23 protein-coding genes are annotated in these 25,147 nt (G+C 67.8%); 15 read left to right on the forward strand and 8 right to left on the reverse strand.

From position 1 onward, the window contains the following. Positions 1–78: 78 nt before the first annotated feature. Positions 79–510 carry a hypothetical protein gene (locus tag EV659_RS07250; RefSeq protein WP_132708204.1) on the forward strand — a complete coding sequence of 144 codons (432 nt, stop codon included), beginning with the start codon at positions 79–81 and terminating at the stop codon, positions 508–510. A 140-nt stretch (positions 511–650) separates the two neighbouring features. On the opposite strand, the gene cobS is transcribed toward EV659_RS07250, so the two are convergent. Both cobS and cobT read right to left on the reverse strand, forming a co-directional pair. Continuing rightward, positions 651–1,445 carry an adenosylcobinamide-GDP ribazoletransferase gene (gene cobS / locus EV659_RS07255; RefSeq protein ID WP_132708205.1) on the reverse strand — a complete coding sequence of 265 codons (795 nt, stop codon included), beginning with the start codon at positions 1,443–1,445 and terminating at the stop codon, positions 651–653. Next, positions 1,445–2,509 carry a nicotinate-nucleotide--dimethylbenzimidazole phosphoribosyltransferase gene (cobT, locus tag EV659_RS07260; protein WP_132708206.1) on the reverse strand — a complete coding sequence of 355 codons (1,065 nt, stop codon included), beginning with the start codon at positions 2,507–2,509 and terminating at the stop codon, positions 1,445–1,447. The genes cobS and cobT overlap by 1 nt, the downstream gene beginning before the upstream one ends. Positions 2,510–2,680: 171 nt before the next feature. Here cobT and EV659_RS07265 point away from each other — a divergent pair, with 171 nt between their 5' ends. Beyond that, positions 2,681–3,274 (forward strand): histidine phosphatase family protein, encoded by a 594-nt coding sequence (locus tag EV659_RS07265; protein WP_165878774.1) that lies wholly within the window; start codon positions 2,681–2,683, stop codon positions 3,272–3,274. A gap of 266 nt (positions 3,275–3,540) precedes the next feature. Next, positions 3,541–3,945, forward strand: coding sequence for a c-type cytochrome (locus tag EV659_RS07270; RefSeq protein WP_132708208.1), 405 nt, complete (start codon positions 3,541–3,543; stop codon positions 3,943–3,945). 93 nt (positions 3,946–4,038) lie between these two features. On the opposite strand, the gene EV659_RS07275 is transcribed toward EV659_RS07270, so the two are convergent. The 6 genes from EV659_RS07275 to EV659_RS07300 form a co-directional block, all read right to left on the reverse strand. Continuing rightward, entirely contained in the window at positions 4,039–4,341 is a 303-nt protein-coding gene (locus EV659_RS07275) for a hypothetical protein (protein WP_200287366.1), read from the reverse strand. A 238-nt stretch (positions 4,342–4,579) separates the two neighbouring features. Further along, positions 4,580–5,770 carry a geranylgeranyl diphosphate reductase gene (locus EV659_RS07280; RefSeq protein ID WP_132708209.1) on the reverse strand — a complete coding sequence of 397 codons (1,191 nt, stop codon included), beginning with the start codon at positions 5,768–5,770 and terminating at the stop codon, positions 4,580–4,582. A gap of 57 nt (positions 5,771–5,827) precedes the next feature. Then, positions 5,828–7,234: a BCD family MFS transporter gene (locus EV659_RS07285; RefSeq protein WP_132708210.1), complete on the reverse strand. Its 1,407-nt coding sequence runs from the start codon at positions 7,232–7,234 to the stop codon at positions 5,828–5,830. Further along, positions 7,234–8,121: a chlorophyll synthase ChlG gene (gene chlG, locus EV659_RS07290; RefSeq protein WP_132708211.1), complete on the reverse strand. Its 888-nt coding sequence runs from the start codon at positions 8,119–8,121 to the stop codon at positions 7,234–7,236. The genes EV659_RS07285 and chlG overlap by 1 nt, the downstream gene beginning before the upstream one ends. 370 nt (positions 8,122–8,491) lie before the next feature. Beyond that, a complete protein-coding gene (gene ppsR, locus EV659_RS07295; protein ID WP_200287368.1) occupies positions 8,492–9,874 on the reverse strand; it encodes a transcriptional regulator PpsR in 1,383 nt (460 codons plus the stop codon). Positions 9,875–9,980: 106 nt separating this feature from the next. Next, positions 9,981–10,718, reverse strand: a complete 738-nt coding sequence (locus EV659_RS07300) for a cobalamin B12-binding domain-containing protein (protein WP_165878775.1) — start codon at positions 10,716–10,718, stop codon at positions 9,981–9,983. A gap of 561 nt (positions 10,719–11,279) precedes the next feature. Between EV659_RS07300 and bchF the strand changes: the two genes are divergently transcribed. Genes bchF through acsF form a run of 12 tightly spaced genes read left to right on the forward strand, consistent with a single transcriptional unit; the run spans position 11,280 to position 25,141 of the window. Further along, on the forward strand, positions 11,280–11,804 hold the full coding sequence (gene bchF, locus EV659_RS07305; protein ID WP_132708311.1) for a 2-vinyl bacteriochlorophyllide hydratase: 525 nt from the start codon (positions 11,280–11,282) through the stop codon (positions 11,802–11,804). 17 nt (positions 11,805–11,821) lie between these two features. Continuing rightward, positions 11,822–13,090 carry a ferredoxin:protochlorophyllide reductase (ATP-dependent) subunit N gene (locus EV659_RS07310; RefSeq protein ID WP_132708214.1) on the forward strand — a complete coding sequence of 423 codons (1,269 nt, stop codon included), beginning with the start codon at positions 11,822–11,824 and terminating at the stop codon, positions 13,088–13,090. 13 nt (positions 13,091–13,103) lie between these two features. Next, the gene (gene bchB, locus EV659_RS07315) at positions 13,104–14,717 is read left to right on the forward strand and encodes a ferredoxin:protochlorophyllide reductase (ATP-dependent) subunit B (protein ID WP_132708215.1); all 1,614 of its coding nucleotides are present in this window, start codon (positions 13,104–13,106) and stop codon (positions 14,715–14,717) included. Continuing rightward, positions 14,692–18,426, forward strand: a complete 3,735-nt coding sequence (locus EV659_RS07320; protein WP_132708216.1) for a magnesium chelatase subunit H — start codon at positions 14,692–14,694, stop codon at positions 18,424–18,426. The genes bchB and EV659_RS07320 overlap by 26 nt, the downstream gene beginning before the upstream one ends. Continuing rightward, entirely contained in the window at positions 18,423–19,319 is an 897-nt protein-coding gene (bchL, locus tag EV659_RS07325) for a ferredoxin:protochlorophyllide reductase (ATP-dependent) iron-sulfur ATP-binding protein (protein WP_132708217.1), read from the forward strand. Before EV659_RS07320 ends, bchL begins: the two co-directional genes overlap by 4 nt. After that, positions 19,319–20,020, forward strand: a complete 702-nt coding sequence (gene bchM, locus EV659_RS07330; RefSeq protein ID WP_132708218.1) for a magnesium protoporphyrin IX methyltransferase — start codon at positions 19,319–19,321, stop codon at positions 20,018–20,020. The genes bchL and bchM overlap by 1 nt, the downstream gene beginning before the upstream one ends. Next, positions 20,017–21,468, forward strand: a complete 1,452-nt coding sequence (locus tag EV659_RS07335) for a BCD family MFS transporter (protein WP_132708219.1) — start codon at positions 20,017–20,019, stop codon at positions 21,466–21,468. Before bchM ends, EV659_RS07335 begins: the two co-directional genes overlap by 4 nt. 24 nt (positions 21,469–21,492) lie before the next feature. Further along, the gene (gene puhA, locus EV659_RS15125) at positions 21,493–22,467 is read left to right on the forward strand and encodes a photosynthetic reaction center subunit H (protein ID WP_132708220.1); all 975 of its coding nucleotides are present in this window, start codon (positions 21,493–21,495) and stop codon (positions 22,465–22,467) included. Beyond that, on the forward strand, positions 22,464–23,168 hold the full coding sequence (gene puhB / locus EV659_RS07345) for a photosynthetic complex putative assembly protein PuhB (RefSeq protein ID WP_132708221.1): 705 nt from the start codon (positions 22,464–22,466) through the stop codon (positions 23,166–23,168). Before puhA ends, puhB begins: the two co-directional genes overlap by 4 nt. A gap of 55 nt (positions 23,169–23,223) precedes the next feature. After that, on the forward strand, positions 23,224–23,685 hold the full coding sequence (puhC, locus tag EV659_RS07350; RefSeq protein WP_165878776.1) for a photosynthetic complex assembly protein PuhC: 462 nt from the start codon (positions 23,224–23,226) through the stop codon (positions 23,683–23,685). Continuing rightward, positions 23,682–24,029, forward strand: coding sequence for a hypothetical protein (locus EV659_RS07355; RefSeq protein ID WP_200287373.1), 348 nt, complete (start codon positions 23,682–23,684; stop codon positions 24,027–24,029). Before puhC ends, EV659_RS07355 begins: the two co-directional genes overlap by 4 nt. A gap of 44 nt (positions 24,030–24,073) precedes the next feature. Next, positions 24,074–25,141, forward strand: coding sequence for a magnesium-protoporphyrin IX monomethyl ester (oxidative) cyclase (gene acsF / locus EV659_RS07360; RefSeq protein WP_132708313.1), 1,068 nt, complete (start codon positions 24,074–24,076; stop codon positions 25,139–25,141). The last annotated feature ends 6 nt before the right edge of the window (positions 25,142–25,147 follow it).

Raw genomic sequence — 25,147 nt, forward strand, 5'->3', positions numbered from 1 at the left:
CGGCGATGCGCGCCAGACGCGCCGGATGCGACTGCTTCGCGCTTGATCGGCCGGGCCGGCCACGCTAGGGGAGCGGCCATGTCAGAGCAACCGCCCAAGCCCAATGGCACCCCGCCGCCCGACCTGACGACGCTGATTCCCGGCAGCGTCGGTGCGCGGTTCGTCGCCACCATCACCGTGTCACTGATGAAGGGCGCGGGCCAGATCACGCTCACCGAACTCAGCGCCGGCCGGGTCAAGCTCGAAGGCACCGCGCAGGTGCCGGTGATGGGCGACATGCCGCTGGCAATCGCCTTCGACGTGGCGCCCGATGGCTCGGCGGTGGGCTGGTACGGCGGCGGGCGCTATCCCGGCACCGCCGAGTCGGAGGCCGGCGGGCTGGTGATCCGGCTCGGCAAAACGCTCCAGCACCGCTGCCGCGTCACCCCCGACGGCCAGGGCGGCCTGCGCATCAAGGCCAGCCTGAAGAAACGCCCCAATCTGGACATCCGCCTGACCCCCGCCGACTGATCCGGCCGGCGGCCCCGAGGCGGCGACCGGCGCTTTTGACCGGGGCGTTGGGCAAGCCGGTTGGGCCGGCGTGCGGAACACCCCGGCCTGGGGGTTGCGCGGGCCTGTGCGCGGGCTGTGGGCCGGGCTGCGGGCGGGGGTCAGCCGGCGGCCGGCGCCAGCAGCCCCGCCACGGTCAGCACCACGGCGATCTCGCCCACCTGCGCGCCGGTGCCGAGCACGTCGCCGGTATAGCCGTCGATGGCGCGCACGGCGATGCGCCCGATCACCCAGGCGGCGGCCAGGGCGGCGAGCATGGCGGCCAGCGCCACCGGGCCCGGCAGGCAGACCGAGGCGATGGCGGCGGGCAGGATCAGCCCGGCGGCGATCACCGGGCCCGACGGCCGGCCGGCGACCACGCCCAGACCGTCGCGCCGGGCCGGGCGCAGGGTGGCGAGCATGGCGACGATGGTGCCGCGGCCGAGCGCGCCGCCGGCGATCAGTGCCGCGGCGACCAACAGCGGCTCGGCGAGGGCGGCGAGGGCGGCGGCGCGCAGACCCAGCGCCAGCACCACCGCCACCGTGCCATAGGTGCCGATGCGGCTGTCGCGCATGATCTCCAACTTCTTTTCCTTGGTGTGACCGCCGCCGAGCCCGTCGGCCACGTCGGCCAGGCCGTCCTCGTGGAAGCAGCCGGTGGCCATCACCGTGGCCACCAGGGCCAGCAAGGCCGCCACCAGGGGCAGGCCCAGCAGCCACCAGGCCAGCGCATAGGCCACCGCCGCGATCGCGCCGACCACGGCGCCGATCAGCGGATAGGCCCAGACCGAGCCATCCATGTTGGGCAGCGCGCCTTCCTCGCGGTCGGGCAGCGCCCAGTCCACCGGCAGACGGGTCAGCAGCATGGCGGCGGCGCGCACGTCGTCGCGCAGCCGGGCGAGCCCCCGCCGCGCCATCAGGACGCCGCCTCGCGGTCGGGCCCGGCACCGGTGCCGGCGGCGACACGGGCTTCCTCGAAGGTGGCCATGCCATTGTGGGTCGCCACCGCAGCGCCCATCAGCCCGAGGGCCACCACCGCGCCGCTGGCCTCGCCGAGGCGCATGCCCAGGCTGAGCAGCGGTTGCAGCGACAAGGCGTCGAGCAGGCGCCGATGGCCGGGCTCGGCCGACACATGGCCGGCCAGGCAGTGGTCGAGCGCCCCGGCGGCGAGCCCGGGCAGCACGGCGGCGGCGGCGGTCGCCACGAAGCCGTCGAGCACCACCGGCGTGCGCTTCAGCCGGGCGGCGAAGATGGCGCCGGCCATGGCGGCCAGTTCGCGCCCGCCGAGGCACGCCATCACCGCCAGCGGGTCGCCCGTTGCGTCCCTGTGGCGGTCGAGCGCGCGGTCGACCGCCTCGGCCTTGCGGTTGACCCCGGCGCGGTCGAGCCCGGTGCCGGGGCCGACCCAGTCGACGCCGCGACCGCCCAGCAGGCCGGCGGCCAGTGCCGCAGCGGCGGTGGTGTTGGCGATGCCCATCTCGCCCACCACCAGCGCGTCGAGGCCGTCGGGCACCGCGGTCGCGCCGGCGTTGAACGCTGCCAAAGCCTCGTCGGCGGTCATCGCCGGGGCTTGGGTGAAGTCGGCGGTCGGCCGGTCCAGGTCGAGCGGAATCACGTCCAGGTCGGCGCCGGCCCAGCGGCTCAACTGGTTGATGGCGGCGCCGCCGGCGGCGAAGTTGGCGACCATCTGCTTGGTGACCTCGGGCGGGAACGACGACACGCCTTGCGTCGCCACGCCGTGATTGCCGGCGAAGATGACCGTGCGCAGAGTGTCCAGCCGGGGCCGGTCGGTGCCCTGCCAGCCGGCCAGCCACACCGCCACGTCTTCGAGCCGGCCGAGCGAGCCCGGCGGCTTGGTCAGATTGTTCTGGCGCGCGCGCGCCGCTTGCCCGGCGGCCTGATCGGCCGTGGGCAGGGTGGCAGCCGCCTGGCGGACCGCCGACCAGTCGGTGAACGGGGGTAGGGGTTGTGGATGGGTCATGGCTAAATCGATACATCTTGTGTTCAAGGGCGCCGGTCGCCGATGGTGCCGGCCGGTTTGGGCGTGCTTAGCGCGCCCGACCCCGGGCCACAAGATGCGCGCCGTCAGGCGCTCTTTCACAGCCCCCACACAAGCCCCCGACCGATCACCGACAGCCAGGAGTTTGCGCCCGTGACACCGCCGCCCGCCACCCACATCACCCTGATCCGTCATGCGCCGGTGGCACAGCCGGGGCGGCTTTACGGCCGCACGGAGGTGGACGCGGCGCTCGACGACGCCGACCGGATCGCGGCGGTGGCCGGTGACGCGCTGGCTTTGGCCACCGGCGCGGTGACCAGCCCGCGTCGGCGCTGTCGCCAGACCCTCGACGCGCTGTTGACGGCGGCCGGCAGCGACCTGGTGCCGCGCGTGGTCGAGGCGTGGGCGGAACAGGATTTCGGTGCCTGGGACGGCGCCGAGACCGCCGGCTTGCCCGACCTGTGGGGCCTGCCCATGGCGGCGCTGGCGCACCAGACCCCGCCCGGCGGCGAGAGCTTTCAGGATTTGTGTCGCCGGATCGGCCCGGCGCTCGACGCCCTGGCGGCGCGCGAGGCCGGCGCGCGGCTGGTGGTGTGCACCCATGCCGGCGTGGTTCGCGCGGCGGTGCACCATGTGCTGGGCCTGGCGCCGGGCCGCGCCTTGTCGCTGTCGGTCGCCCCCTTGTCGGTGACCCGGCTGATCCACTTCGGCGCCGCGGGCTGGGCGGTCGACCGGCTTAACGGCTGACCGGGACGGACCAGGCTCGGCCGGCGCGGACGCGTTGGCCCGAGGGCGGGCCGGACCTTGTCCCCGTCCATGCTCCCGTCCCGGTCGGTGGCCAGAGGGGCGGAAAGCCGACCGGGCGTTAAGCTTCGCTTCATGTGCGGTCCCCTAGGGTCGATCCTGATCCGCGGAAGATCGTTTCCGCGACGAAGAGGACCGCCTATCGCGGTTGTCAAGTGGACCGCAAATCCCTACCACTACGCCTGTCGTTTCTACTGGGGAGACTACCAATGCTACGTGCTTTTGTTACCGCCGCCGCCTTGGCCACGTCCGCGCTCGTGGCGGCCCCCGCCGCCCATGCCGAGGGCGATGCCGAAGCCGGCAAGCGGGTCTATCAGCGTCAGTGCCTGCGTTGCCACGTGATCCAGGAAGGTCAGCAGCGCATCGGCCCGTCGCTCTATGGCGTCGTCGGCCGCGAGGCTGGCTCCGTCGATGGCTATCTGCCGCGCTATTCGCAAGCGCTGAAGGACGCCACCTTCAAGTGGGATGAAGAGAAGATCACCCACTACATCACCGAGAAGGACTTCCTCGACGGCAACCGGATGTGGCAGCTCGGCTACCGCGGCGGTCTGAGCGAGCAGGACGTCCAGGACGTCATCGCCTACATCAAGGCCAATGGTGGCATGGCCGAATAATCGGCCCTATCCCGTTTGACTAGGCACAGGACCGGTGGGGCTCGCCCCGCCGGTTCTTTTTTGTCGCTGTGCCCGGGCCGAGCGGAACCGGCTCTATTGCGGCCGGTCGCTGGCGCGCCAGCGGGCCCACAGATCGAGCACATGGGTGATCAGGGCAGCGGTCAGCCAGCCGGCAAGCACCGGCCAGGGCGCCCCGGTCAGCGCCGCGCGCAGGGCCAGGAACAGGCACACGCCGGGGGCTAGCAGGGTGGCGATGGCGGCCGGGTTCAGCCCGCGCCCGCGCCGTCGGCGCAGGGCCAACAGCGCGACCACCTCCAGCACCACGAAGACCAACGCCAGATCGACGATTCGTCCGCTTTCGAACAGGCCCTGCATCCCCCACATGCCTCCGGTCACCTTGGATCCTGGGCGCAGATGTAGACGGGCGCGCGGGCCAGAACAAGGCGCCGCGAGCGCCCCGGGGACAAGGCAGGCCCCGGTGGCGGCAAAAAAGCCCACGCCGGCGAGCGTGGGCGTTGGGGCGGTGCCCGGGTGGTTGGCCCGCCAGCTTAATCTGGGAAGCCTCCCAGCTCGGACGCCCAGGCCCGGACAGTCAGCCTCGGCCACTCAGGCCCGGAAGCCCAGGCTCGGACGCTCAGGCGCGGGCGACGCCGAGCAGGTGGGCCATGTCCTTGAAGAAGATGCGCGCATGGGCGGCCGGTTTGGCGCGCACCAGGCGCTTGTGCATATAGGCTTCCCAGGTCAGATACTGCACGTCGGGGTCGTCGCAGATCGCCACGAACCGTTCGCGGCGCTTGTCGTTCTGATACCAGAAGTGCTGGAGAATCCCGAGCACGAAGAACACCTTGCCGTGGTCCTTCATGAACCGTTTGCGTGCGCTGGCCAGCGCCTTGGCCTTGCCGGTTTCGAGCGCCTGTTCGACCGCATCGGCGGCCAGCCGGCCGGTGAGCAGGGCGTAATAGATGCCCTCGCCCGACGCCGGGGCGACCACGCCGGCGGCGTCGCCGGCCAGGACCACGTCGCGGTCATTGTCCCACTTCTTCATCGGCCGCAGCGGCAAGGGCGCGCCCTCGGTGCGCACCGTCTCCAACTGGTCGAGCCCCATGCGCTGGCGCAGTTCGGCCACCGAGTTGCGGAACGAAAAGCCCTTGTGCGCGGTGCCGGTGCCGACGCTGGTCAAATCGCCATGGGGGAACACCCAACTGTAGAAGTCCGGCGACAGCTTGCCCTCATAGATGATGTCGCAGCGGTCGGGCACGAAATTCTCGGTCGGCTCTTTGGGCGAGCGGATGATCTCGTGATAGGCGAACACGCTCGGCACCTTGTCGGCGTCCTTGACGGTCTGTTTGGCGAGCGCCGAGCGCGCGCCGTCGGCGCCGATGACCATGCGCGCGCGCACCGTCTCCAGGGGCCCGTCACGGCCGACGCTCTTGGGCCGGAAGCGGATCAGCGCGGTGCCGTCGGCGTCGCGGTCGAAGGTTTCGAACTTGCCGTCGATGCGCTCGGCCCCGGCTTCGACGGCCCGGCAGCGCAGCCATTCGTCGAAATGCTCGCGATCGACCATGCCGACGAAGCCGTTGATCGGCATGTTGACCTCGCGCTTGGACGGCGAAATCGCCCGCGCGGCGTGCGCCTTGGCGACCAACTGGCTGTCGGGAATGTCGAATTCCTCGATCGCCTTGGGCGGGATCGCGCCGCCGCACGGCTTGATGCGCCCGCGCTTGTCGAGCAGGAGCACGTCCAGGCCCTTGGTTGCCAATTCGGTGGCGGCGGTGGCTCCGGCCGGACCGCCGCCGACGACGACACAATCATACATCTGCCGCATGATTCATCTCCTTGATCCTGGTCCCGGCTTCACCGCCGGCCCGGACGGCGTCCGACGCTATACGCTGCCGGCCGGAAGGGTTGAACGCTTCACTGTCTTCGTCTTGGTCCGGCCGCCCGCAGGGGCCGCCGGGTCGTCGCTCTCCTCGGGCTCGGCCGAGGGGGTGCGCACCGCCGCAAGCCGCAGCGCGATGATCGCGGCGGTGACGAACAGCACCGCCTCGGTCACGAACACGGTCTGATAGGGCAGGGCGGTGGCGCTGCTGGCCAGGCTGGTGGCGTCGACCCCGGCGGCGCCGGAGAATTTGCCGACCCCCATGGCGACCCCTTGGGCCGCGCCCCAGATGCCCATGCGCACGCCCTCGCGCGCGGCGCGGCCCTCGCTGGCATAGTTCATCATCGAGCCCACCGCAGCGATGGCGAACGCGCCGTTGCCGAGGCCGAGCAGGAAGATGTTGAGCTTGAGCGGCCAGGCGGTGCCGACCGCACCGCCGACGGCGAGCCCGCTGAGCGCGGTGGCCGACATCAGGCAGCCGACCACGCACCAGAAGCGCAGGCTGGAGAAGCGGCCGAAGCGGTCGCCGCGGCACAACAGGCCGACCAGGATCATGCCCATCAGCGCGCCGCTCTTTTCCTGGGCGGTCAGCTTGGTGGTCTCGCCCACGGTCATGGCGAACACCTTGCCCGCGAACGGCTCCAGGATCAGGTCCTGGGCGGAATAGGCGAGCATGGAGACGAACACGAACACGGTGAAGACGCGCGCCACCGGCTCGGCCCAGACCTCGCGCAGCGCCTCGAAGAAGGGTTGCTGGGGCGCCTTGTGGTCGTCGCTGTCGGCGTCTTCGGCGCTGTCGGGCAGGCCGTCCCGTTCGACGCCCCAGATGCCGAGCAGGGTCAACACCACCCCGCCCGCCGAGATCAGCGCGACCACCCAGACCAGGCGCTCCAGGCTGAACGGGTCGAGCAGATTGCCGGCGATGATCGACGACAGCACGAAGCCGAAGATCATCATGATCCACAGGATCGACGCCGTGGGCCCGCGCCGGTGCGGCGCCGCCTTCTTGGCCGCCAGCACCAGCAGCGTGGTGCCCGCCGCACCCGACCCGATGCCGACCATGGTGAAGGCGACCGCCGCGGCGGCGATGCCGAGCTTGAGGTGGCTGGCCATCAACAGGGTCGCAGCGGCGGCCCCGGTGGCGCCGAGCGCCAACACCAGAATGCCGCCGACGATCAGCAAAGTCCGCCGGCCGCCCACGTCCGAGCCGTAGCCGAGCCGCGGCCGCGCCAATTGCACCGCGTAATAGATGCCCATCAACAGGCCGGGCAGGATCGCCGCCATGCCCAGTTCCACCACCATGACCCGGTTGATGGTCGAGTCCATCAGCACGGCGATGCCGCCGATGGCGATCTGCACCAGGCCGAGGCGGAAGGTGCCGAACCAATCGAGATGCTTGCTGGGGCTCATCAGGCCATCTCCACGAACACAATCGGACGCAGGGCGAAGGCGGTCACCAGCATGCCCAACACATAAAGGGTGACCCCGGTGGCATTATACCAGGGCGCCAGTTCCTTCGGTCTTTGCGCCAGCTCAAACATGCAGATCGCCTGCAAGCCCAGCGACACCAGCACCGCGCTGGCGAACAGCGGCCGGTCCCAGTGGATCAGCAAGGCGATCACCACCATCTGCGGCACCGCCATGGTCCAGTTGGCCACCGCCACCGCCCGGTCGACGCCGAGGGTCACCGGCAGCGAGGCGAGCCCGGTCTCCCGGTCGCCTTCCACCGCCTTGAAGTCGTTCAGGGTCATGATGCCGTGGGCGCCGATGCTGTACAGCACCAGAACGGTGATGATCTTGGGGTCGGGGAACACCGCGGCCATGACCACCGCGCCGGTGAACCAGGGCAGGCCCTCATAGGCGAAGCCGGTGGCGGTGGCGCCGATCCAGCCGTTGCGCTTGAACCGGAACGGCGGCGCCGAATACATCCAGGCGAGCGCCAGGCCGACGATCGCCGCGACCACGCCCCACAGGCCCAGCAACAGCGACACCGCCACCGAAGCGAGGGTCCACAAAACGGCGATATAGAGTCCCCAGCGGCCGGGGATGCGGCCCGACGGGATCGGCCGGTCGGGTTCGTTGATGGCGTCCACATGGCGGTCGAACCAGTCGTTGACCGCCTGGCTGGTACCGCAGACCATCGGCCCGGCCAGCAACACACCGGCGACGAACTGTACCCAGCGGTCGGTGATCGGCAGGCCGGTGGAGACAATACCGCACATATAGGCCCACATGGGTGGGAACCACGTGATCGGCTTCAACAACTGTAAAACGGCGGCGGGCTGGGGCATCATCATGGGCGAAAATCGTAGTGAGACGGTCCTCATCTGTCAACTTTGATTGACAGTCAAAGTTGTCGGCATGACTGGACGTCGGTGGGGCAAAAGGAAGCGGCGGGCGCTTCATGGTCGTGCATGGGGGCTGCTGCATGCCGGCGCCCGGCGGCGCCAGAGGGTGATCAGTGGCAATCGAAGGATCTGGGGGCTTCGGGCGGTGACGGCCGCGCCCGGCAGGGGCGGGCCGCGGCGCGCGGCGTCGCGGTTGGTCCCGGGTGGGCGCGGTTTGCGGTCCGGTTTCGGCTCGGGTTTCTGGGCGGGTGGTCCGATGTCTGATTGGCGATGACGGAGGGCGGCGTCTCCCGGCAGGGGGCGAACCGACCGCGGGCGGTCAGTTGCGGATATTGGATTCCGATTCGCCGACACCATAGCGGCGCATCTTGACGTACAGGCTTTGCCGGCTGAGACCGAGCATCTCGGCCGCCGAGGCGCGGTTGTCGCCGGTCAGTTCGAGCGCCGCCTCAATGCACAGGCGTTCGATCACATCGGTGGTCTCGGAGACGATTTCCTTGAGCGACACCCGGCCAACCAGTTCGGTCATGTACTTGACCGAATTGCGCAGGTCGCCCGGCACCACCGAGCCCGAGGCGAAGCGCCGGCCGATATTGCGAATCATGAAGCCGTAGCAGGGCTTGTCTTCGCCCTTCACCTCGACCGCCGAGATTTCCACTTCGGTGGCCTCGTCATACTCGCCCTGCAGCGTGGTGTTGAACAGCCGCACCGTGCCGGTCTGGCGCAGATTGGCGAGCAGGGCGTTGAGGCCGACGCCGGGCTTGGCGATCCACCGTTCGAGCGACTGGCCGAGGATCTGCTGTTCGCTGACCAACTGCACCATGGACAGGAAAGCTCGGTTGGCGACCTCGATATAGCCCTTGCCGTCGGTGATGACGAAGCCGTCGGGCGATTTTTCGACCACATCGAGGACCCGCGAGCGGGCTACCGGCATGATCGCCTCGCCGCCTTCGGCCCCGACGATGCGCAGACGCACCAGATAAAAGGGCGTGGTGTCCTGGCTGAACATACTGGCCGAGATCAGGAAGCTCTTTTCGCCCGAGGACAGGCGCGCGCTCACCTCGTCGGTGCCGCCGGCGGTGCGCACCGATTCGAGCAGTTCGCCCACCGCCGCCTCGCCCGCCGGGTCGAAGCCTTGCGGGAAGCGCTGGCCGACCAGCTTTTTCGGGTCCGCACCAAGGGCGGCGCCGGCGGCGGCATTGGCCTCGGTCACCTCACGGGTGCGGGCGTTGATCACCAGGACCGCTTCGGACGACATCTGGAACAGCAGCCGATAGCGGGTCTCGGCCGACCGGAACCGGGAATAGTCACGCTCCATGGCCTGTTGGGCCTGGATCAATTGCTGCTGGAGCGACGCCAGATTGCGCAGGTCGCGCCCGATGGCCACCTTGCGGCCGTCGCGCCCCAGCGGCACGACGATGTACTGGACCGGGGCCTCGTCGCCGCCGGGCAGCGGGTGGTTCACCTGGCGCCAGCGCGACGGTTTCTCGACGCTCTCCGCCTCGTCCAGCAAGGCTTCCACCTTGGGCTGCGTGTCGACCGACACGATATCGGTGAACAGCAAGCCCGGCCATTCGTCGGCGCCGACGATCACATGATCTTCCTGCCCGAAGGTCAGGTCGAGAATCACCCCGTCCCGGTCGAGCACCAACGCGATATCGGCCGATGCCGCCAGGATCATTTCCGCGACATCGGCGTGCAAATCGCCGAGCGACTCCTTTGCTGCATTAAAGCGTCTCACTGGTTCCCACGCATTCTGGCCCTTGGCCCCACCCAGCATTTGCGGCGTCACTCCCGATCCAGGGCGATCATTGGTTCAGCCGCATCGGCGCCGACACGGCGCGTTCGGCCAACGCCGCCGCTTCGCGCCCGTCCCGCGCCATGACATCCGCGCCCACCAAGTCCACGAGGCCGGGGTCGGTTAGAAACGCCGGACCGCCCACCATGACGCAGACATCTTTGTTTACCGACGCTCGGCGCATGGCCGGGATCGTCGCCTTCAGCCAGTCGAGACCCTTGGTCGACCCGAGCGAAAAGCCCACGAGGACATAGGATTCGTCGCGCAGGGTGTCGATCAGCGCCCCGCGCGACAGGGCCGGCTCGCTGCGCACGTCCCAGCCCGCAAAGCGCATGAATTCACTGACCATGAACAGGCCGAAGCTGTGCTGTTCGGCCGGCGGGGTCGACAACAGCACCCGCCGCCCCTCGCGCATGAACGCCGCCCCGGTATCGCGCGACAGCATCCGAATGATGTAGGACAGCCGGCCCATGCCGGTGGTCACGGTGGTGAAATCCACCAGATCCTCGTCCCACAGTCCGCCGAGGCGCCGGGCCACCGGGGTCAACAGGTCGAGATAGAGGGATTCGAGCGGCACGCCGAGTTCATGGAACTCCTGGATCCGCTCGGCCGCCGCTTCGGCGCTGTCTTCCAGAATCAGTCGCGTATAGGCGTCGACGTCGAGGGCGGTCAGTTCGTAGCCCATCGCACCGCCGTCGGCTTCGGCGGACGGCGTCGGTGATGTCGCGCCATCTTGCCGGTGGGCCATCAGCAATCTCGGGATCACCCCCGCTTCAATCGCCCCAGCCAATGTCTTCAACCTTTCATGGCTGATAGGCATGCCCGCCGAGTGCATGGCCGATCCGCCGCTTTGTGGGCCGTGTTCTTCGTTGCGTAAAGAGGGGGGCCGGGATGCTGCGTGTTTCTCCGGGTCATGCGGTCCTCCTAACGAGAAGGTCATAGTGGCTCCCCTTTTGAGAATCCCGTCGGATCGCAAAAGATTACACCACGCCCTGCGCGCGGGGCCAGCAATTCCCGCCCCCCGCATCGCCGGCCCGCGTCCGCTGCACTGCCAGCTGGCGCCGTCCCTCCTTGCATGTTTACCACGGGGGCAACGCAAACCGCGCCCCACACATGTTCAACTAATCATGTCTGCGGCTAACTGTCAATTCTAATTTACGTCAGTTTTAGTTGACACTCCGAAATCGCGTCGCTACCGTCCGAATCATAGAAGTTCGCCAACGGAGACTTTGCGGTGCAACATTCTTCGTCCGGCGGGAAAAGCGCGGGTGCAGCCGCGTCCCGCCACGCCCGGCCATCAACCAAGGGCATGTTGTACACCCCTGAGCAGCGGCGCCGGCGGGATGCCTCCCCGTGGACGCCGGTTCAGGGCTTCCTTGCCGCCTTCCAGTTCCTCGTGTTCCTGGTCAGCCTGGGGCTTGTGCTCTACTTCCTGGCCACCGGCGAGGGGTGGCTGGCGGCGACCATCTCGATCGTGTTCAAGACGCTGATTCTGTACACGATCATGGTCACCGGGGCGATCTGGGAGAAGGAGGTGTTCGGGCAGTATCTGTTCGCGCCCACCTTCTTCTGGGAAGATGTGGTCTCGTTCATCGTGATCTCGCTGCACACCGCTTACATGGCGGTGCTGATCTTCGATCTGGCGGGGCCTGGCGTGCAGATGGCCATCACGCTGGCGGCTTATGCCACCTATGCGGTCAATGCCGCGCAATTCCTCCTGAAACTCCGCGCCGCTCGGCTTCAATCCGAAGCCATGGAGGCTGCCGCCGTTTCGTCCGCCGCTGCGGCAGATGGCGCCTCCGCTGCGCCGCTCACCGAAAGGGCAGCCGGATGAGTGACGGCTCCACTCCCATGGCACCCGCGCCCGGGTGCACCGAAGACCGTCCCGTTCTCAAGGAGCGGGGCCAGCGCGAGGTCTTCTGCGGTCTGACCGGCATCGTCTGGTTGCACCGCAAGATCCAGGACGCGTTTTTCCTGGTGGTCGGGTCGCGCACCTGTGCGCACCTGTTGCAGTCGGCCGCCGGGGTGATGATTTTTGCCGAGCCCCGCTTCGCCACCGCGATCATCGGCGAACGCGACCTGGCCGGCATGGCCGACGCCAACGAAGAGCTGGACCGCTGCGTGCGTCAGTTGCTGGAGCGCCGGCCGGATATCAAGCTTCTGTTCCTGGTCGGCTCGTGCCCGTCCGAGGTGATCAAGCTCGACCTGTCGCGCGCCGCCGAGCGGCTCAATGTGGAATACAGCCCCAAGGTCCGGGTGCTGAACTATTCCGGCAGCGGCATCGAGACCACCTTCACCCAGGGCGAGGACGCCTGCCTGACCGCCATGGTGCCGACCCTGCCCGACGCGGCGCCGGGGGCGGCGCCGTCGCTGCTGGTGGTCGGCACGCTCGCCGACGTGGTCGAGGATCAGATCACCCGCATCGCCGACAAGGCGGGCCTGGGGCCGATCCGCTTCTTCCCGCCGCGCAACAGCCAGGATCTGCCGCCGGTGGGGCCCAATACCCGCTTCATCATGGCGCAGCCGTTCCTGACCGACACCGCCAAGGCGTTGACCGACCGCGGTGCCGTGCAGGTCAACGCGCCGTTCCCGCTCGGCGTCGAAGGCACCACGCTGTGGCTCAAGGCGGCGGCCGAGGCGCTCGACCTGCCCGGGTCCCATGTGGACGTGGCGACGGCGGCCAACCGCGACCGGGCCAACCGGGCGCTCGACCGCTATCGCCCCGAGCTCGAAGGCAAGCGGATCTTCTTCTTCCCCGACAGCCAGTTGGAGATCCCGCTGGCGCGCTTCCTCAACCGCGAGATGGGGATGGAACTGGTCGAGGTGGGCACGCCCTATCTCAACCGGACGATCCATGGCCCCGACTTGGCCCTGCTGCCGGCCGACGCCATGCTCAGCGAAGGCCAGCATGTGGAGAAGCAACTGGACCGCTGCGTGGCGGCCCGGCCCGATATCACCGTGTGCGGTCTGGGGCTGGCCAATCCGCTGGAGGCCCAGGGGCTGACGACGAAATGGTCGATCGAGTTGGTGTTCACCCCGATCCAGGGGTTCGAGCAGGCGGGTGACCTGGCGGAGTTGTTCGCCCGGCCGCTCAATCGCAAGACGCGCCTGGTGGCCTGAGGGGGAACGCACGATGGAACTCACCGTCTGGACGTATGAAGGGCCGCCCCATGTGGGCGCCATGCGGGTCGCCACCGCCATGCACGACGTGCACTATGTGCTGCACGCGCCGCAGGGCGACACCTATGCCGACCTGCTGTTCACCATGATCGAGCGGCTGAAGAAGCGCCCGCCGGTCACCTACACCACCTTCCAGGCCCGCGACCTGGGCGGCGACACCGCGGTCTTGTTCAAGGACGCGGCGCAGGACGCCTATGCCCGGTTCAAGCCCCAGGCCATGCTGGTGGGGGCGAGCTGCACGGCCGAGTTGATCCAGGACGACCCCGGCGGTCTGGCCGAGGCGATCGGGCTCGACATCCCGGTGGTGCCGCTCGAACTGCCGAGCTACCAGAAGAAAGAGAATTGGGGCGCGTCCGAGACCTTCTATCAGATGGTCCGCGGCCTGGCCGGCGCCCACGCGCCGGCGCCGGGCACCGAGCGCCCGCCGCGCCCCGCCGACCGACCGGCGCGGGTCAACCTGCTGGGCCCGACCGCGCTCGGTTTCCGCCACCGCGACGATGTGGTCGAGATCAAGCGGCTGCTGGGCGAGATGGGCATCGAGGTGGCGGTGACCGCGCCGCTCGACGCCCATGCCCGCGATATCGCCCGGCTCGGCGAGGCCGACTTCAACATCGTCCTCTACCCCGAGATCGGCTTGACGGCGGCGAAATGGCTGGAGCGCACCTTCGCCCAGCCCTACGTTCAGACGGTGCCGATCGGCGTCGGGGCCACCAAGGATTTCGTCCGCGAAGTGGCGGCGCTGGCCGGCATCGACCCCGAGCCGGTGCTGGCGGCCAATGAAAGCCGGCTGCCCTGGTACTCGGCCTCTGTGGACAGCAACTATCTGACCGCCAAGCGGGTGTTCATCTTCGGCGACGGCACCCACGCGCTCGCCGCCGCCCGCGTCGCCCGCGACGAGATGGGCTTCGACGTGGTCGGGCTCGGCACCTACAGCCGCGAGCGCGCCAAGGACGTGCGCGCCATGGCCAAGGAATTGGGCCTCGAAGCGCTGATCACCGACGACTATCTGGCGGTGGAAAAGGCGATCGAGGACAGCGCGCCCGAGTTGATCCTCGGCACCCAGATGGAGCGCCACATCGCCAAACGCCACGGCATCGGCTGCGCGGTCATCTCGGCGCCGGTGCACGTGCAGGATTTCCCGGCTCGCTATTCGCCGCAGATGGGCTTCGAAGGCGCCAATGTGCTGTTCGACACCTTCGTCCACCCGCTGGTCATGGGGCTTGAAGAGCATCTGCTCGGCATGTTCCGGGAAGACTTCGAATTCAACGACGACGCCATGCCCTCGCATCTGGCAACCGCCGGCGAGGGAGAAATCCGGGTTCAGCCCCAGCCATCGGCGCCCAATGGAGCGGCCGCGACCAATGGGTCGGCGGTCGAACCGGCGGCGGATGCGACGGGCGAGGCCGGCACCCACTGGGACGACAGCGCGCTCCAGGAATTGAAGAAGATTCCGTTCTTCGTGCGCGGCAAAGTCCGGCGGAATACCGAAAAGTTCGCGGCCGACAATGGGGTCGCGACGATAACGGTGGAGACCTTGTACGATGCCAAAGCCCACTTCGGCCGTTGATCCGACGCCCGTGAAGGTCGTTATCATCACGTTGGACAGCCATCTGTCCGGGGCGATCGAGCGAGCGTCGCGGATCTTGCGCCGCGATGTGCCGGGCCTTGAGGTCTCGTTGCACGCCGCGGCCGAGTGGACCGACAATCCCTCGGCGGTCGAGGCGGCCAAGGCGGACATCGCCGACGGCGACATCATCTTCGCCAACATGCTGTTCCTGGATGACCAGATCCAGGCGGTGCTGCCGGCCCTGCAGGCGCGGCGCGACCAGTGCGACGTGATGATCGGCGCCATGGCGTCGGGCGAGATCATGCGGCTGACGTCGATGGGCAAGTTCTCCATGGACGGCGAGCCCAAGGGCCCCATGGCGATGCTCAAGAAGCTGCGCGGGTCCAAGGGCAAGAACAGCGGCGCCAAGCAGATGAGCGTGGTGCGCGGGCTGCCCAAGATCCTCAAATGGATCCCCGGTACGGCCCAGGACGTGCGCGCCTATTTCATGGTCCTGCAATACTGGCTGGCGGGCTCGGAAGAGAATATGGAGCGCCTGATGCGCTTCCTGATCAACCGCTACGCCTCGGGGCCGCGGACCGGGCTCGCCGGGTCGCTGACCACGCCGCCGCCCAAGGAATATCCCGACAACGGCATCTTCCACCCCGACCTGCCCGACAAGGTCACCGACGATATCCGCGACCTCGACGCCATCGCCCGCAACGACGGCGCCAAGGGCACGGTGGGCGTCATGGTGCTGCGCTCCTATGTGTTGAGCGGCGACCATGCCCATTATGACGGTGCCATTCGGGCGCTCGAAGCGCGCGGGCTGAAGGTGATCCCGGTGTTCGCCGCCGCCCTCGACGCGCGCCCGGCGATCGAGGAATTCTTCCTCAAGGACGGCAAGCCGGTGGTCGACGCCATGGTGTCGTTGACCGGCTTCAGCCTGGTCGGCGGGCCGGCCTATAACGACGCGCGCGCCGCCGAGACGATCCTGAAGCAGTTGGACGTGCCCTATGTGGCGGCGCACCCGCTGGAATTCCAGTCGGTGCAGGAGTGGGAGCAGTCCGAGCGCGGGCTGATGCCGGTGGAATCCACCATCATGGTGGCGATCCCGGAACTCGACGGCTCCACGGGGCCGATGGTGTTCGGCGGCCGGTCGGCCAAGCCCGGCGCCATGGGCCGCGAGATGGCCAGCCACCCCGAGCGGGTCGAGATGCTGGCCGCGCGCCTGGAAAAGCTGGTGGCGCTGCGCCGCAGCCGCCGCGCCGAGCGCAAGGTGGCGCTGGTGATGTTCAACTTCCCGCCCAATGCCGGCAATATCGGCACGGCGGCCTATCTGTCGGTGTTCGAGTCCGCCTATCGCACGCTCAAGGAAATGGCCGACCAGGGCTATACGGTCGACCTGCCCGCCGATGTGGACGCGTTCCGCGACGCGGTGCTGCACGGCAATGCCAGCCAATACGGCACCGACGCCAATGTGGCCCAGGCGATTTCCGCCGACGACCATGTGCGCCGCGAGCGCTATCTGTCCGAGATCGAAGGCCAGTGGGGGGCCGCCCCGGGCCGGCAGCAAAGCGACGGCCGGTCGATCTTCGTGCTCGGCGCGCATTTCGGCAATGTGTTCGTGGGCATCCAGCCGGCGTTCGGCTATGAGGGCGACCCGATGCGCCTGCTGTTCGAGCGCGGCTTCTCGCCGACCCACGCCTTCTCGGCCTTCTATCGCTATATCCGCGACGATTTCGGCGCCCACGCGGTGCTGCACTTCGGCACCCACGGCGCGCTCGAATTCATGCCCGGCAAGCAGACCGGCATGTCCGAGGCGTGCTGGCCCGACCGGCTGATCCACGATCTGCCCAACTATTATCTCTATGCCGCCAACAACCCGTCGGAAGGCGCGGTGGCCAAGCGCCGGGCGGCGGCGACGCTGATCAGCTATCTGACCCCGCCGGTGGCCCATGCCGGGCTCTACAAGGGCTTGGAAGAACTCAAGGCGTCGATCGACGGCTGGCGCAAGCTGGAGCAGGGCGCCGAGGCGCGCGAGGCCGAGATGGTCGAGACCATCAAGGCGCAGGCCGAAGCGCTCGACCTGGTCGAGGCCGACGCCGACTGGTCGGGCGATGTGGAAGCGCACATCACCAAGCTCGGCGAAGACCTGCTGGAGATGGAATACACCCTGATCCCCGACGGCCTGCACGTGGTCGGCGAGCCGCTCGGCGAACAGGCGCGCATCGACATGCTGCTGTCGGTGGCCGATGCCAGCTATCAAGAGCGGCCCGAGCGCGCGGTGATCGAGCATCTGGTGACCGCCCGCGACGCCGCCGGCGCCTTCAAGCTGTGGCGCCGCGCCGAGGCAGAGATGTCCGACGAGCAGGCGGAAAGCCGTCGTGCCATGCTCGACAAGCTGGCCCGGGTGGACGCGCAGTTGAGCGTCGACACCGAGGTGGACGCGCTCATCCACGCGCTCGACGCCGGCTATGTGCCGCCCGCACCCGGCGGCGACCTGTTGCGCACGCCCGACATCCTGCCCACCGGGCGCAACCTGCACGGCTTCGACCCGTTCCGCATCCCGAGCCCGTTCGCGCTCAAGGACGGCGCGGAACAGGCGCAGCGCCTGCTCGCCACCTATCTCGAAGACGGCGGCGCGCTGCCGTCCTCGATCGCCATCGTCATGTGGGGCACCGACAATCTGAAGACCGAGGGGGCCGCCATCGGCCAGGCCCTGGCGCTGATCGGCGCGCGGCCGCGGCTCGACAGCTATGGCAAGCTGTGCGGTGCCGAGTTGATCCCGCTCGACGAGTTGGGCCGGGCGCGCATCGACGTGGTGATGAGCCTGTCGGGCATCTTCCGCGACCTGCTGCCGTTGCAGACCCAGATGCTGGCCGAAGCGTGCTGGCTGGCGGCCACGGCGGACGAGCCGGTGGAGTTGAACAAGGTCCGCGCCCACGCGCTCGACTATATGGAAAAGCATGGCTGCGACATGGAGACCGCCGCGTTGCGGGTGTTCTCCAATGCCGACGGTGCCTATGGCTCGAACGTCAACAATCTGGTCGACAGCGGCCGCTGGGACGAGGGCGGCGAGATCGCCGACACCTTCACCAAGCGCAAGTGCTTCGCCTATGGGCGCAAGGGCAAGCCGGTGCAGCAGGAAGAGCTGTTCAAGACCATGCTCGCCGATGTGGACGTCACCTACCAGAATCTCGACTCGGTCGAACTGGGCGTGACCACCATCGACACCTATTTCGACACGCTAGGCGGCATCTCCAAGGCCGTCTCGCAATCCCGCGGCGGGGCCAATGTCCCCGTCTATGTGGGCGACCAGACGCAAGGCAAGGGCAAGGTCCGGGCCTTGGGTGATCAGGTGGCGCTCGAAACCCGCACCCGCATGCTGAACCCGAAATGGTATGAGGGAATGCTCAAGCACGGGTATGAGGGCGTCCGCCAGATCGAAGAGCATCTGACCAACACCATGGGCTGGTCGGCGACGACCGGGCAGGTGGACGGTTGGGTGTATCAGCAGGTCAGCGAAACCTTCCTGCTGAACGACGAAATGCGCCGCCGCCTGGCCGAATTGAACCCGACCGCCTCGGCCAAAATGGTCTCCCGCCTTTTGGAGGCGCATGAACGCAACTTCTGGAACCCCGACGAGGAGACGCTGGAGCGGCTCCAACAAGCGAGCGAGGAACTGGAAGATCAACTCGAAGGCGTCGGTCTAGGAGCCGCAGCATGAGCACGACAACTCTAACCCGAAACAAGCGTGAGGACGGCGACGGTAGCGTCCAGGTCAAGATGGACCCCAAGCTGAAGATCGAGGGCGCCAAGGTGTTCGCGGTCTACGGCAAGGGCGGCATCGGCAAGTCGACCACCTCGTCGAACCTGTCGGTGGCGTTCTCCAAGATGGGCAAGCGGGTCTTGCAGATCGGCTGTGACCCCAAGCATGACAGCACCTACACGCTGACCAAGCGGCTGGTGCCCACGGTCATCGATGCGCTTGAAGACGTGGACTTCCACTCCGAGGAGCTGGAGGTCGAGGACTTCGTCTACGAAGGCTATAACGGCGTTCGCTGCGTCGAAGCGGGCGGGCCGCCCGCCGGGACGGGCTGCGGCGGCTATGTGGTCGGCCAGACCGTCAAGCTTTTGAAGGAGCACCATCTGCTCGAAGAGACCGACGTGGTGATCTTCGATGTACTCGGCGACGTGGTCTGCGGCGGCTTTGCAGCGCCCCTGCAGCACGCCGACAAGGCGCTGATCGTCACCGCCAACGATTTCGACTCGATCTTCGCCATGAATCGCATCATCGGCGCGATCAAGGCCAAGTCGAAAAACTACAATGTGCGCCTGGGCGGCTGTATCGCCAACCGCAGCGAGGCCACCGACCAGCTCGACAAGTTCAACGCCGCCACCGGGCTGCAGACCAAGGCGCGGTTCCCGCAGCTTGACGCGATCCGTCGCAGCCGGCTGAAAAAGGCGGTCCTGTTCGAGATGGCCGACACCGAGCCCGAGCTCAAGCCGGTGATCGACGAGTATATGAACCTGGCCGAGACGCTCTATGCGGGCGGCGATCCCCTGGACGCCAACCCGTTGCGCGACCGGGATATCTTCGACCTGTTGGGATACGAGTGATGGACAGCACGAGCTATCGCGAGCGCCGGGAGCAGTTGTTCGAATATTTCGATCGGACGGCGGCGGACGCGTGGGCCAAACTGACTTCCGACGCGCCGGTGAGCGGTATCCGCGCCACCGTGCGCGCCGGGCGCGACACCATGCGCGAGACGCTGTTGTCGTGGCTGCCCGAGGACCTGACCGGCAAGACCGTGCTCGATGCCGGGTGCGGCACCGGTGCGCTGGCGGTCGAGGCCGCCCGGCGCGGTGCCGACGTGACCGCCATCGACCTGTCGCCGACGCTGGTCGGGCTGGCCGACGACCGGACGCCCGAAAAGCTCGGCCGCGGCACGATCCGGTTCCTGTCGGGCGACATGCTCGACCCCGGCTTGGGCGCGTTCGACCATATCGTGTCCATGGACAGCCTGATCCACTACAAGGGCGGCGACATGGTCGCCGCCCTGGCCGGCTTGGCGGCGCGGACCCGGGGCTCGGTGGTGTTCACCTTCGCCCCGCGCACGCCCTTGCTGGCGACCATGCATTTCGTCGGCGGGTTCTTCCCGCGCAGCGACCGGGCGCCGGCCATCGAGCCGATCGCCGAGGCCAATCTGCGCAAGCGGATCGCGGCTGAGCCGGCGATGGCCGGCTGGCAGCCAGGCCGGACGCGGCGGATCAAGAGCAGCTTCTATATCAGCCAGGGCATGGAGTTGGTGAAGGCATGACCGAGCGGCCGACCAGCTTTGCCGATCTGTGGTCCCAGGTGGGGCCGCGCTTCCTGCCGTTCGCGGACGCCGCGACCACGGAGCTGCCGCTCGCCCGGCTGCTCCGTCTGTCGTTGTTCCAGGTTTCGGTGGGCATGGCGCTGGTGCTGCTCAACGCCACCCTCAACCGGGTGATGATCGTCGAGTTGGGGCTGTCGGCGGGGCTCGTCTCGGCGATGATCGCGCTGCCCTTGCTGTTCGCGCCGGCGCGGGTGTTGATCGGCCACAAGTCGGACAATCACCGCTCGGTGCTCGGCTGGCGCCGGGTGCCGTTCATCTGGCTCGGCACCATGTTGCAGTGGGCCGGGCTGGGATTGATGCCGTTCGCGCTTCTGGTCATGACCGGCGACGGCCAGGCGCCGGCGATCGTTGGCGAGGCCGGCGCGGCGCTGTCGTTCCTGCTGGTGGGCGCCGGCCTGCACACCACCCAGACCACCGGGCTGGCGCTGGCCACCGACGTGGCGCCCGAACACAGCCGGCCCCGGGTGGTGGCGTTGCTCTATGTGATGCTGCTGCTGGGCATGGTCGCCAGTTCGCTGACGCTGGGGGCGCTCTTGGCCGATTTCAGCCATCTGCGGCTGATCCAGGTGATTTCGGGCACCGCCGTGGTGACCTTGCTGCTCAACGTGATCGCGCTGTGGCAGCAGGAGCCGCGCCAGCGCGGGTTCACCAAGAAGGCGATGGCCGAGGCCGACAATCGGGTGTCGTTCCGCGACGCCTGGGGGGCGCTGGTTGCCAACCCGCGCGCCGGCCGGCTGTTGTTGTCGGTGGGTCTGGGCTCGGCGGCGTTCTCGATGCAGGACATCCTGCTCGAACCCTATGGCGGCGAGGTGTTGGGCCTGTCGGTGGGGGCGACCACGGTGCTGACCGCGCTGTGGGCGACCGGCACGCTGGCGGGGTTCACGCTCGCCGCGCGCGGGCTCGCCCGCGGCGCCGACGCCTGTCGGCTGGCGGCCATCGGTGCGCTGGCCGGGCTGTTGGCGTTTCCCGCCGTGATCCTGTCGGAGCCGTTCAACTCGCCGCTGTTGTTCCGCGCCGGGACGGTGTTGATCGGGTTCGGCGGCGGCCTGTTCGCCGTGGGTACGCTGACCGCGGCCATGGCCCTGTCGGATCCGCGACAGGGTCGAAGCGGCATCGCGCTTGGTGCCTGGGGGGCGGTGCAGGCCACCGCCACCGGTCTGGCCATCGCGCTGGGCGGCGTTTTGCGCGATGCGCTCATCTGGGTGGGCCAAACCGGTGCCTTGGGCCCACCTTTCGCTCAGCCGTCGGCCAGTTATCTGTCGGTCTACGCGCTGGAACTCGTTCTCGTCTTCGCAACCCTGGCTGCGATCGGGCCGCTGGTTAGCCATGCGCCGGCGTCCGACCAGTCAACCGACCGGAAATTCGGCTTGGCCGAGTTTCCGGGCTAATTGCCTTTGCCACAGGAGGTAGAAATGGAAACCGGGGCATTAACAGGCTATATGGACGTGGCGCAGGTCACGCTCTACGTCTTCTGGCTCTTCTTTGCGGGGCTGATCTTCTATCTGCGCCGCGAAGATCGTCGGGAAGGCTACCCGCTGGAGAAAGACGACGGCACGCCCGAGGACATCGGGCTGGTCTGGTTCCCCAAGCCGAAGGAATTCACCCTGCCGCACGGTCGCGGCACGGCGACCGCCGGGCGCAAGGACCAGCGCAAGGAGCCGATCGAAAAGGTCTATGCCTGGGAAGGCTCGCCGTTCGAGGCGACCGGCAATCCGCTGCTCGACGGCGTCGGTCCGGCGACCTGGGCCGAGCGGGACGACCATCCCGACCTGACCTTGGAGGGCGTCAACAAGGTGGTGCCGCTGCGCGCCGATCCCGATTATTACCCGTGTGACGGCGACGACGATCCGCGCGGCATGACCGTGTACGGTGCCGACGGCAAGGCCGCCGGCACCGTGGGCGATCTGTGGATCGACAAGGCCGACCTGATCGTGCGCTACTTGGAAGTGGAACTGGCTGACCAGCCGAAGCCCGCGCCCGCACCCGCACCCAAGCCGACGCCCGCGCCGACGCCGGTGGCGACCGCGAGCGAAGGCGTGGCCAAGCCCGAGGATGAAGACCAGACCGTCGCGGCGGCACCCAAGCCGGCACCGGCACCGGCTCCGGCACCTGCGCCGACGCCCAAGCTGGCCAAGAAGAAGACCGTGATGGTGCCGCGCGAATTCATGCGCGTGAAGGGCCCTAACACCTTCTTCAACAAGCTGATCGGCCTGCCGTCGACGCAGCCGGGCATCTATGTGAGCGCGCTCAACGCGGAAGACTTCAAGAACATTCCGCAAATCAAGGGCAACGACCAGATCACCGCGCTCGAGGAAGAGAAGATCACCGCTTACTTCGGCGGCGGTCGTCTGTATTCCACCAAGGAGCACGCAGGGCCGGCGCTATGACCCACCACGACGACGACCATTACGAGCCGGTTCGCGGCCTGCCCGAATTGCCGCCAGAGGGGGAGAAGATCCTCTGGCAGGGTGCGCCGCATTGGTCGGCCATCGCGCTGCGGGTGTTCCACATCCGCGCGGTGGCGATCTATTTCGCGGTTTTGGTGGTCTGGCGTCTGGTGGCCAGCCTGTCGGATGGCCTGGGCATGATTGCGGCGGCGACGTCCGCCGCAATCATCCTCGCCCCCGCGGTGCTGGGCTTGGGCCTGTTGGCGTTCCTCGCCTGGACCATCGCCAAGACCACGGTCTACACGGTGACTAACCGGCGGGTGGCGATCCGGGCCGGGGTGGCGGTGTCCAAAACCGTCAACCTGCCGTTCAAGATCATCGAAAGCGCGGCGCTGAAGACCCATGGCGACGGCACCACCGATCTGCCGTTGACCCTGGTCGAAGGCAACAAGCCGGCGTATCTGCTGCTTTGGCCGCACGTTCGGCCGCGGCAGTATCGGGCTGTGCAGCCGATGCTGCGGGGCCTGATCAACGGCGACTATGTGGCACGGCTTTTGTCGGCGGCGCTGTGCGAGTATCACGATCTGGACCCGGAGACGGCGTGTGCGCCGACCGCCGAGGCCGATGCCGTCAATACCACCACCAAGGCGCCGGCCAAGCCGGCAAGTGACAAGCCGCGGGCCGTGGCCGCCGCGTCCTGACCGACGCCCGGCCAAAGGCCCGCGACACCCGAACCTGGAGCGAAAGACAGAACCGATGAGTGAGACCGAAGGCCCCGAGCGTTTCCCGAAATCGATGCTTTACGCGGCGGGCCTCATGATCGCTTTGAGCTTGGCGCTGGCCACTTGGTCGCGCGTGACCGGCAAGGGAGACGTGCCCCCGCCCGATGCCGATCTGGTGATGGAGCGATCGCTGCTGTTCTCGGACCATAGCGACGGCTCGGTGCGCGTGCACGACGCCGATACCGGCGAGTTGGTCGAGGTGATGGCAGCCGGCACCAACGGTTTCGTCCGCTCGCTGATGCGTGGTCTGGCCCGCAAGCGCCAGGCCGAGGGCGTCGGCTCGGACGCACCGTTCAAGCTGATCCTGTGGGACGATGGTCGTCTGTCGTTGGTCGACCCCAGCACTGACGAGCATGTGTTCCTGAACGCGTTCGGTCGCGACAATGTGAATGCCTTCGCGGCCCTTCTCCCACCACGTCAAGGGAAAACCTCATGACGATCCCGTCCGCCAACCCGAACCAGACCCCGTCCCGGCCCGCGCCGGCGGATCTGGCACATCTGAAAGAGTTCGAGGTGCCGTGCCGCGTCGCCGTCGAACGAACCGAAGAATTCTTCTGCGCCCACGTCCTCCTGGGCAACCAGGTCACCGTCGACGCCGGCGATACCGTCACCGTGCAGGGTGACGCGATCGACGCCAAGCCGGGTGACCGGTTCATCGAACGTCGCCGGGCCAAGGTCCGCCGGGCCGGCCCGCTGGCCCGCGCCTGGACCAAGATTGCCGCGATTTTCGAGATCACCGAGCTGTTCGAAGTCAGCTTCACCGGCCGGAGGACGCTATGAACGCCGATACGGGGTTTCAGGAGCCGATCGACGCCGTCGAGCACATGCAGGCGACCGGCGAAGATACGCTCAGCTACAAGACCACCGACATGGCCCAGGAAGACACCATCCTGAGCCCGCGCTTCTATACCACCGACTATGAAGCGCTCGACCAGTTGGACGTCAGCCTGGTGCGCACGGAGTGGGATCAGTTGATGGCCGATTTCAAGGCCGATCCCAACAAGCAGCACTTCAACCGCACGCCCGACTTCGACGAGGCCGACCTCGATGCGCTGCCCAAGGACTTGCGCGACGAATTCGTCGACTTCCTGGTCAGTTCGGTGACCGCCGAGTTTTCCGGCTGCATCCTCTATGCCGAGATCAAGAAGCGGGTTTCCAACCAGGACGCGCGCGACCTGTTCCGCTACATGAGCCGCGACGAGGCGCGCCACGCCGGCTTCATCAACGACGTGCTGAAGGATTTCGGCATCGGCGTCGACCTGGGCTTCCTGACCAAGGAAAAGAAGTACACCTACTTCAAGCCCAAGTTCATCTGGTACGCCACCTATCTGTCGGAAAAGATCGGCTACGCGCGCTATATCACCATCTATCGTCAGCTCGAACGCCACCCCGAGCTCCAGTTCCACCCGATCTTCAAGTGGTACAAGGAGTGGTGCAACGACGAGTTCAAGCATGGCGAGGCGCTGGCGATGATCATGCGCGCCGACCCCAAGCTGCTCAAGGGCGGCAACAAGCTGTGGATCCGGTTTTTCCAGCTTGCCGTCTACGCCACCATGTATGTGCGCGACCACAGCCGGCCGGCCTTCCACAAGGCGCTGCAACTGGACCCCACCGAATACGACTATACCGTGTTCCGCATCACCCGCGAGGTGTCGTCGCAGGTGTTTCCGGTGCTGCTGGACATCGACAACCCGAAGTTCCGCGCCGGCATGGAGCGGCTGCGCAAGCAGTCCGACAAGGTCGCGCAAGGGGCTGAGCAGGGCGGCTTCTTCGGCAACCTGAAGCGGGCGTATTACGGCCTCGGTACCGCGCTGACCTTCGCGCAGCTTTACATGCTGCCGGCGGTCAAGAACGAGCTGCCGCAGGGCATCCGCCTGCAGCCTGCCTGGTAAGCGAAG

This window comes from Rhodothalassium salexigens DSM 2132 (assembly GCF_004341375.1).
Lineage (GTDB): Bacteria > Pseudomonadota > Alphaproteobacteria > Sphingomonadales > Rhodothalassiaceae > Rhodothalassium > Rhodothalassium salexigens.

What these genes read in the sequence shown, in the direction of transcription:
- EV659_RS07250 (WP_132708204.1), top strand. Translation starts at nt 79, where the DNA reads ATGTCAGAGCAACCGCCCAAGCCCAATGGCACCCCGCCGCCCGACCTG.
- cobS (WP_132708205.1), bottom strand. Translation starts at nt 1,445, where the DNA reads ATGGCGCGGCGGGGGCTCGCCCGGCTGCGCGACGACGTGCGCGCCGCC.
- cobT (WP_132708206.1), bottom strand. Translation starts at nt 2,509, where the DNA reads ATGACCCATCCACAACCCCTACCCCCGTTCACCGACTGGTCGGCGGTC.
- EV659_RS07270 (WP_132708208.1), top strand. Translation starts at nt 3,541, where the DNA reads ATGCTACGTGCTTTTGTTACCGCCGCCGCCTTGGCCACGTCCGCGCTC.
- EV659_RS07280 (WP_132708209.1), bottom strand. Translation starts at nt 5,770, where the DNA reads ATGCGGCAGATGTATGATTGTGTCGTCGTCGGCGGCGGTCCGGCCGGA.
- EV659_RS07285 (WP_132708210.1), bottom strand. Translation starts at nt 7,234, where the DNA reads ATGAGCCCCAGCAAGCATCTCGATTGGTTCGGCACCTTCCGCCTCGGC.
- chlG (WP_132708211.1), bottom strand. Translation starts at nt 8,121, where the DNA reads ATGATGATGCCCCAGCCCGCCGCCGTTTTACAGTTGTTGAAGCCGATC.
- EV659_RS07300 (WP_165878775.1), bottom strand. Translation starts at nt 10,718, where the DNA reads ATGGCCCACCGGCAAGATGGCGCGACATCACCGACGCCGTCCGCCGAA.
- bchF (WP_132708311.1), top strand. Translation starts at nt 11,280, where the DNA reads ATGTTGTACACCCCTGAGCAGCGGCGCCGGCGGGATGCCTCCCCGTGG.
- EV659_RS07310 (WP_132708214.1), top strand. Translation starts at nt 11,822, where the DNA reads ATGGCACCCGCGCCCGGGTGCACCGAAGACCGTCCCGTTCTCAAGGAG.
- bchB (WP_132708215.1), top strand. Translation starts at nt 13,104, where the DNA reads ATGGAACTCACCGTCTGGACGTATGAAGGGCCGCCCCATGTGGGCGCC.
- EV659_RS07320 (WP_132708216.1), top strand. Translation starts at nt 14,692, where the DNA reads ATGCCAAAGCCCACTTCGGCCGTTGATCCGACGCCCGTGAAGGTCGTT.
- bchL (WP_132708217.1), top strand. Translation starts at nt 18,423, where the DNA reads ATGAGCACGACAACTCTAACCCGAAACAAGCGTGAGGACGGCGACGGT.
- bchM (WP_132708218.1), top strand. Translation starts at nt 19,319, where the DNA reads ATGGACAGCACGAGCTATCGCGAGCGCCGGGAGCAGTTGTTCGAATAT.
- EV659_RS07335 (WP_132708219.1), top strand. Translation starts at nt 20,017, where the DNA reads ATGACCGAGCGGCCGACCAGCTTTGCCGATCTGTGGTCCCAGGTGGGG.
- puhA (WP_132708220.1), top strand. Translation starts at nt 21,493, where the DNA reads ATGGAAACCGGGGCATTAACAGGCTATATGGACGTGGCGCAGGTCACG.
- puhB (WP_132708221.1), top strand. Translation starts at nt 22,464, where the DNA reads ATGACCCACCACGACGACGACCATTACGAGCCGGTTCGCGGCCTGCCC.
- puhC (WP_165878776.1), top strand. Translation starts at nt 23,224, where the DNA reads ATGAGTGAGACCGAAGGCCCCGAGCGTTTCCCGAAATCGATGCTTTAC.
- EV659_RS07355 (WP_200287373.1), top strand. Translation starts at nt 23,682, where the DNA reads ATGACGATCCCGTCCGCCAACCCGAACCAGACCCCGTCCCGGCCCGCG.
- acsF (WP_132708313.1), top strand. Translation starts at nt 24,074, where the DNA reads ATGCAGGCGACCGGCGAAGATACGCTCAGCTACAAGACCACCGACATG.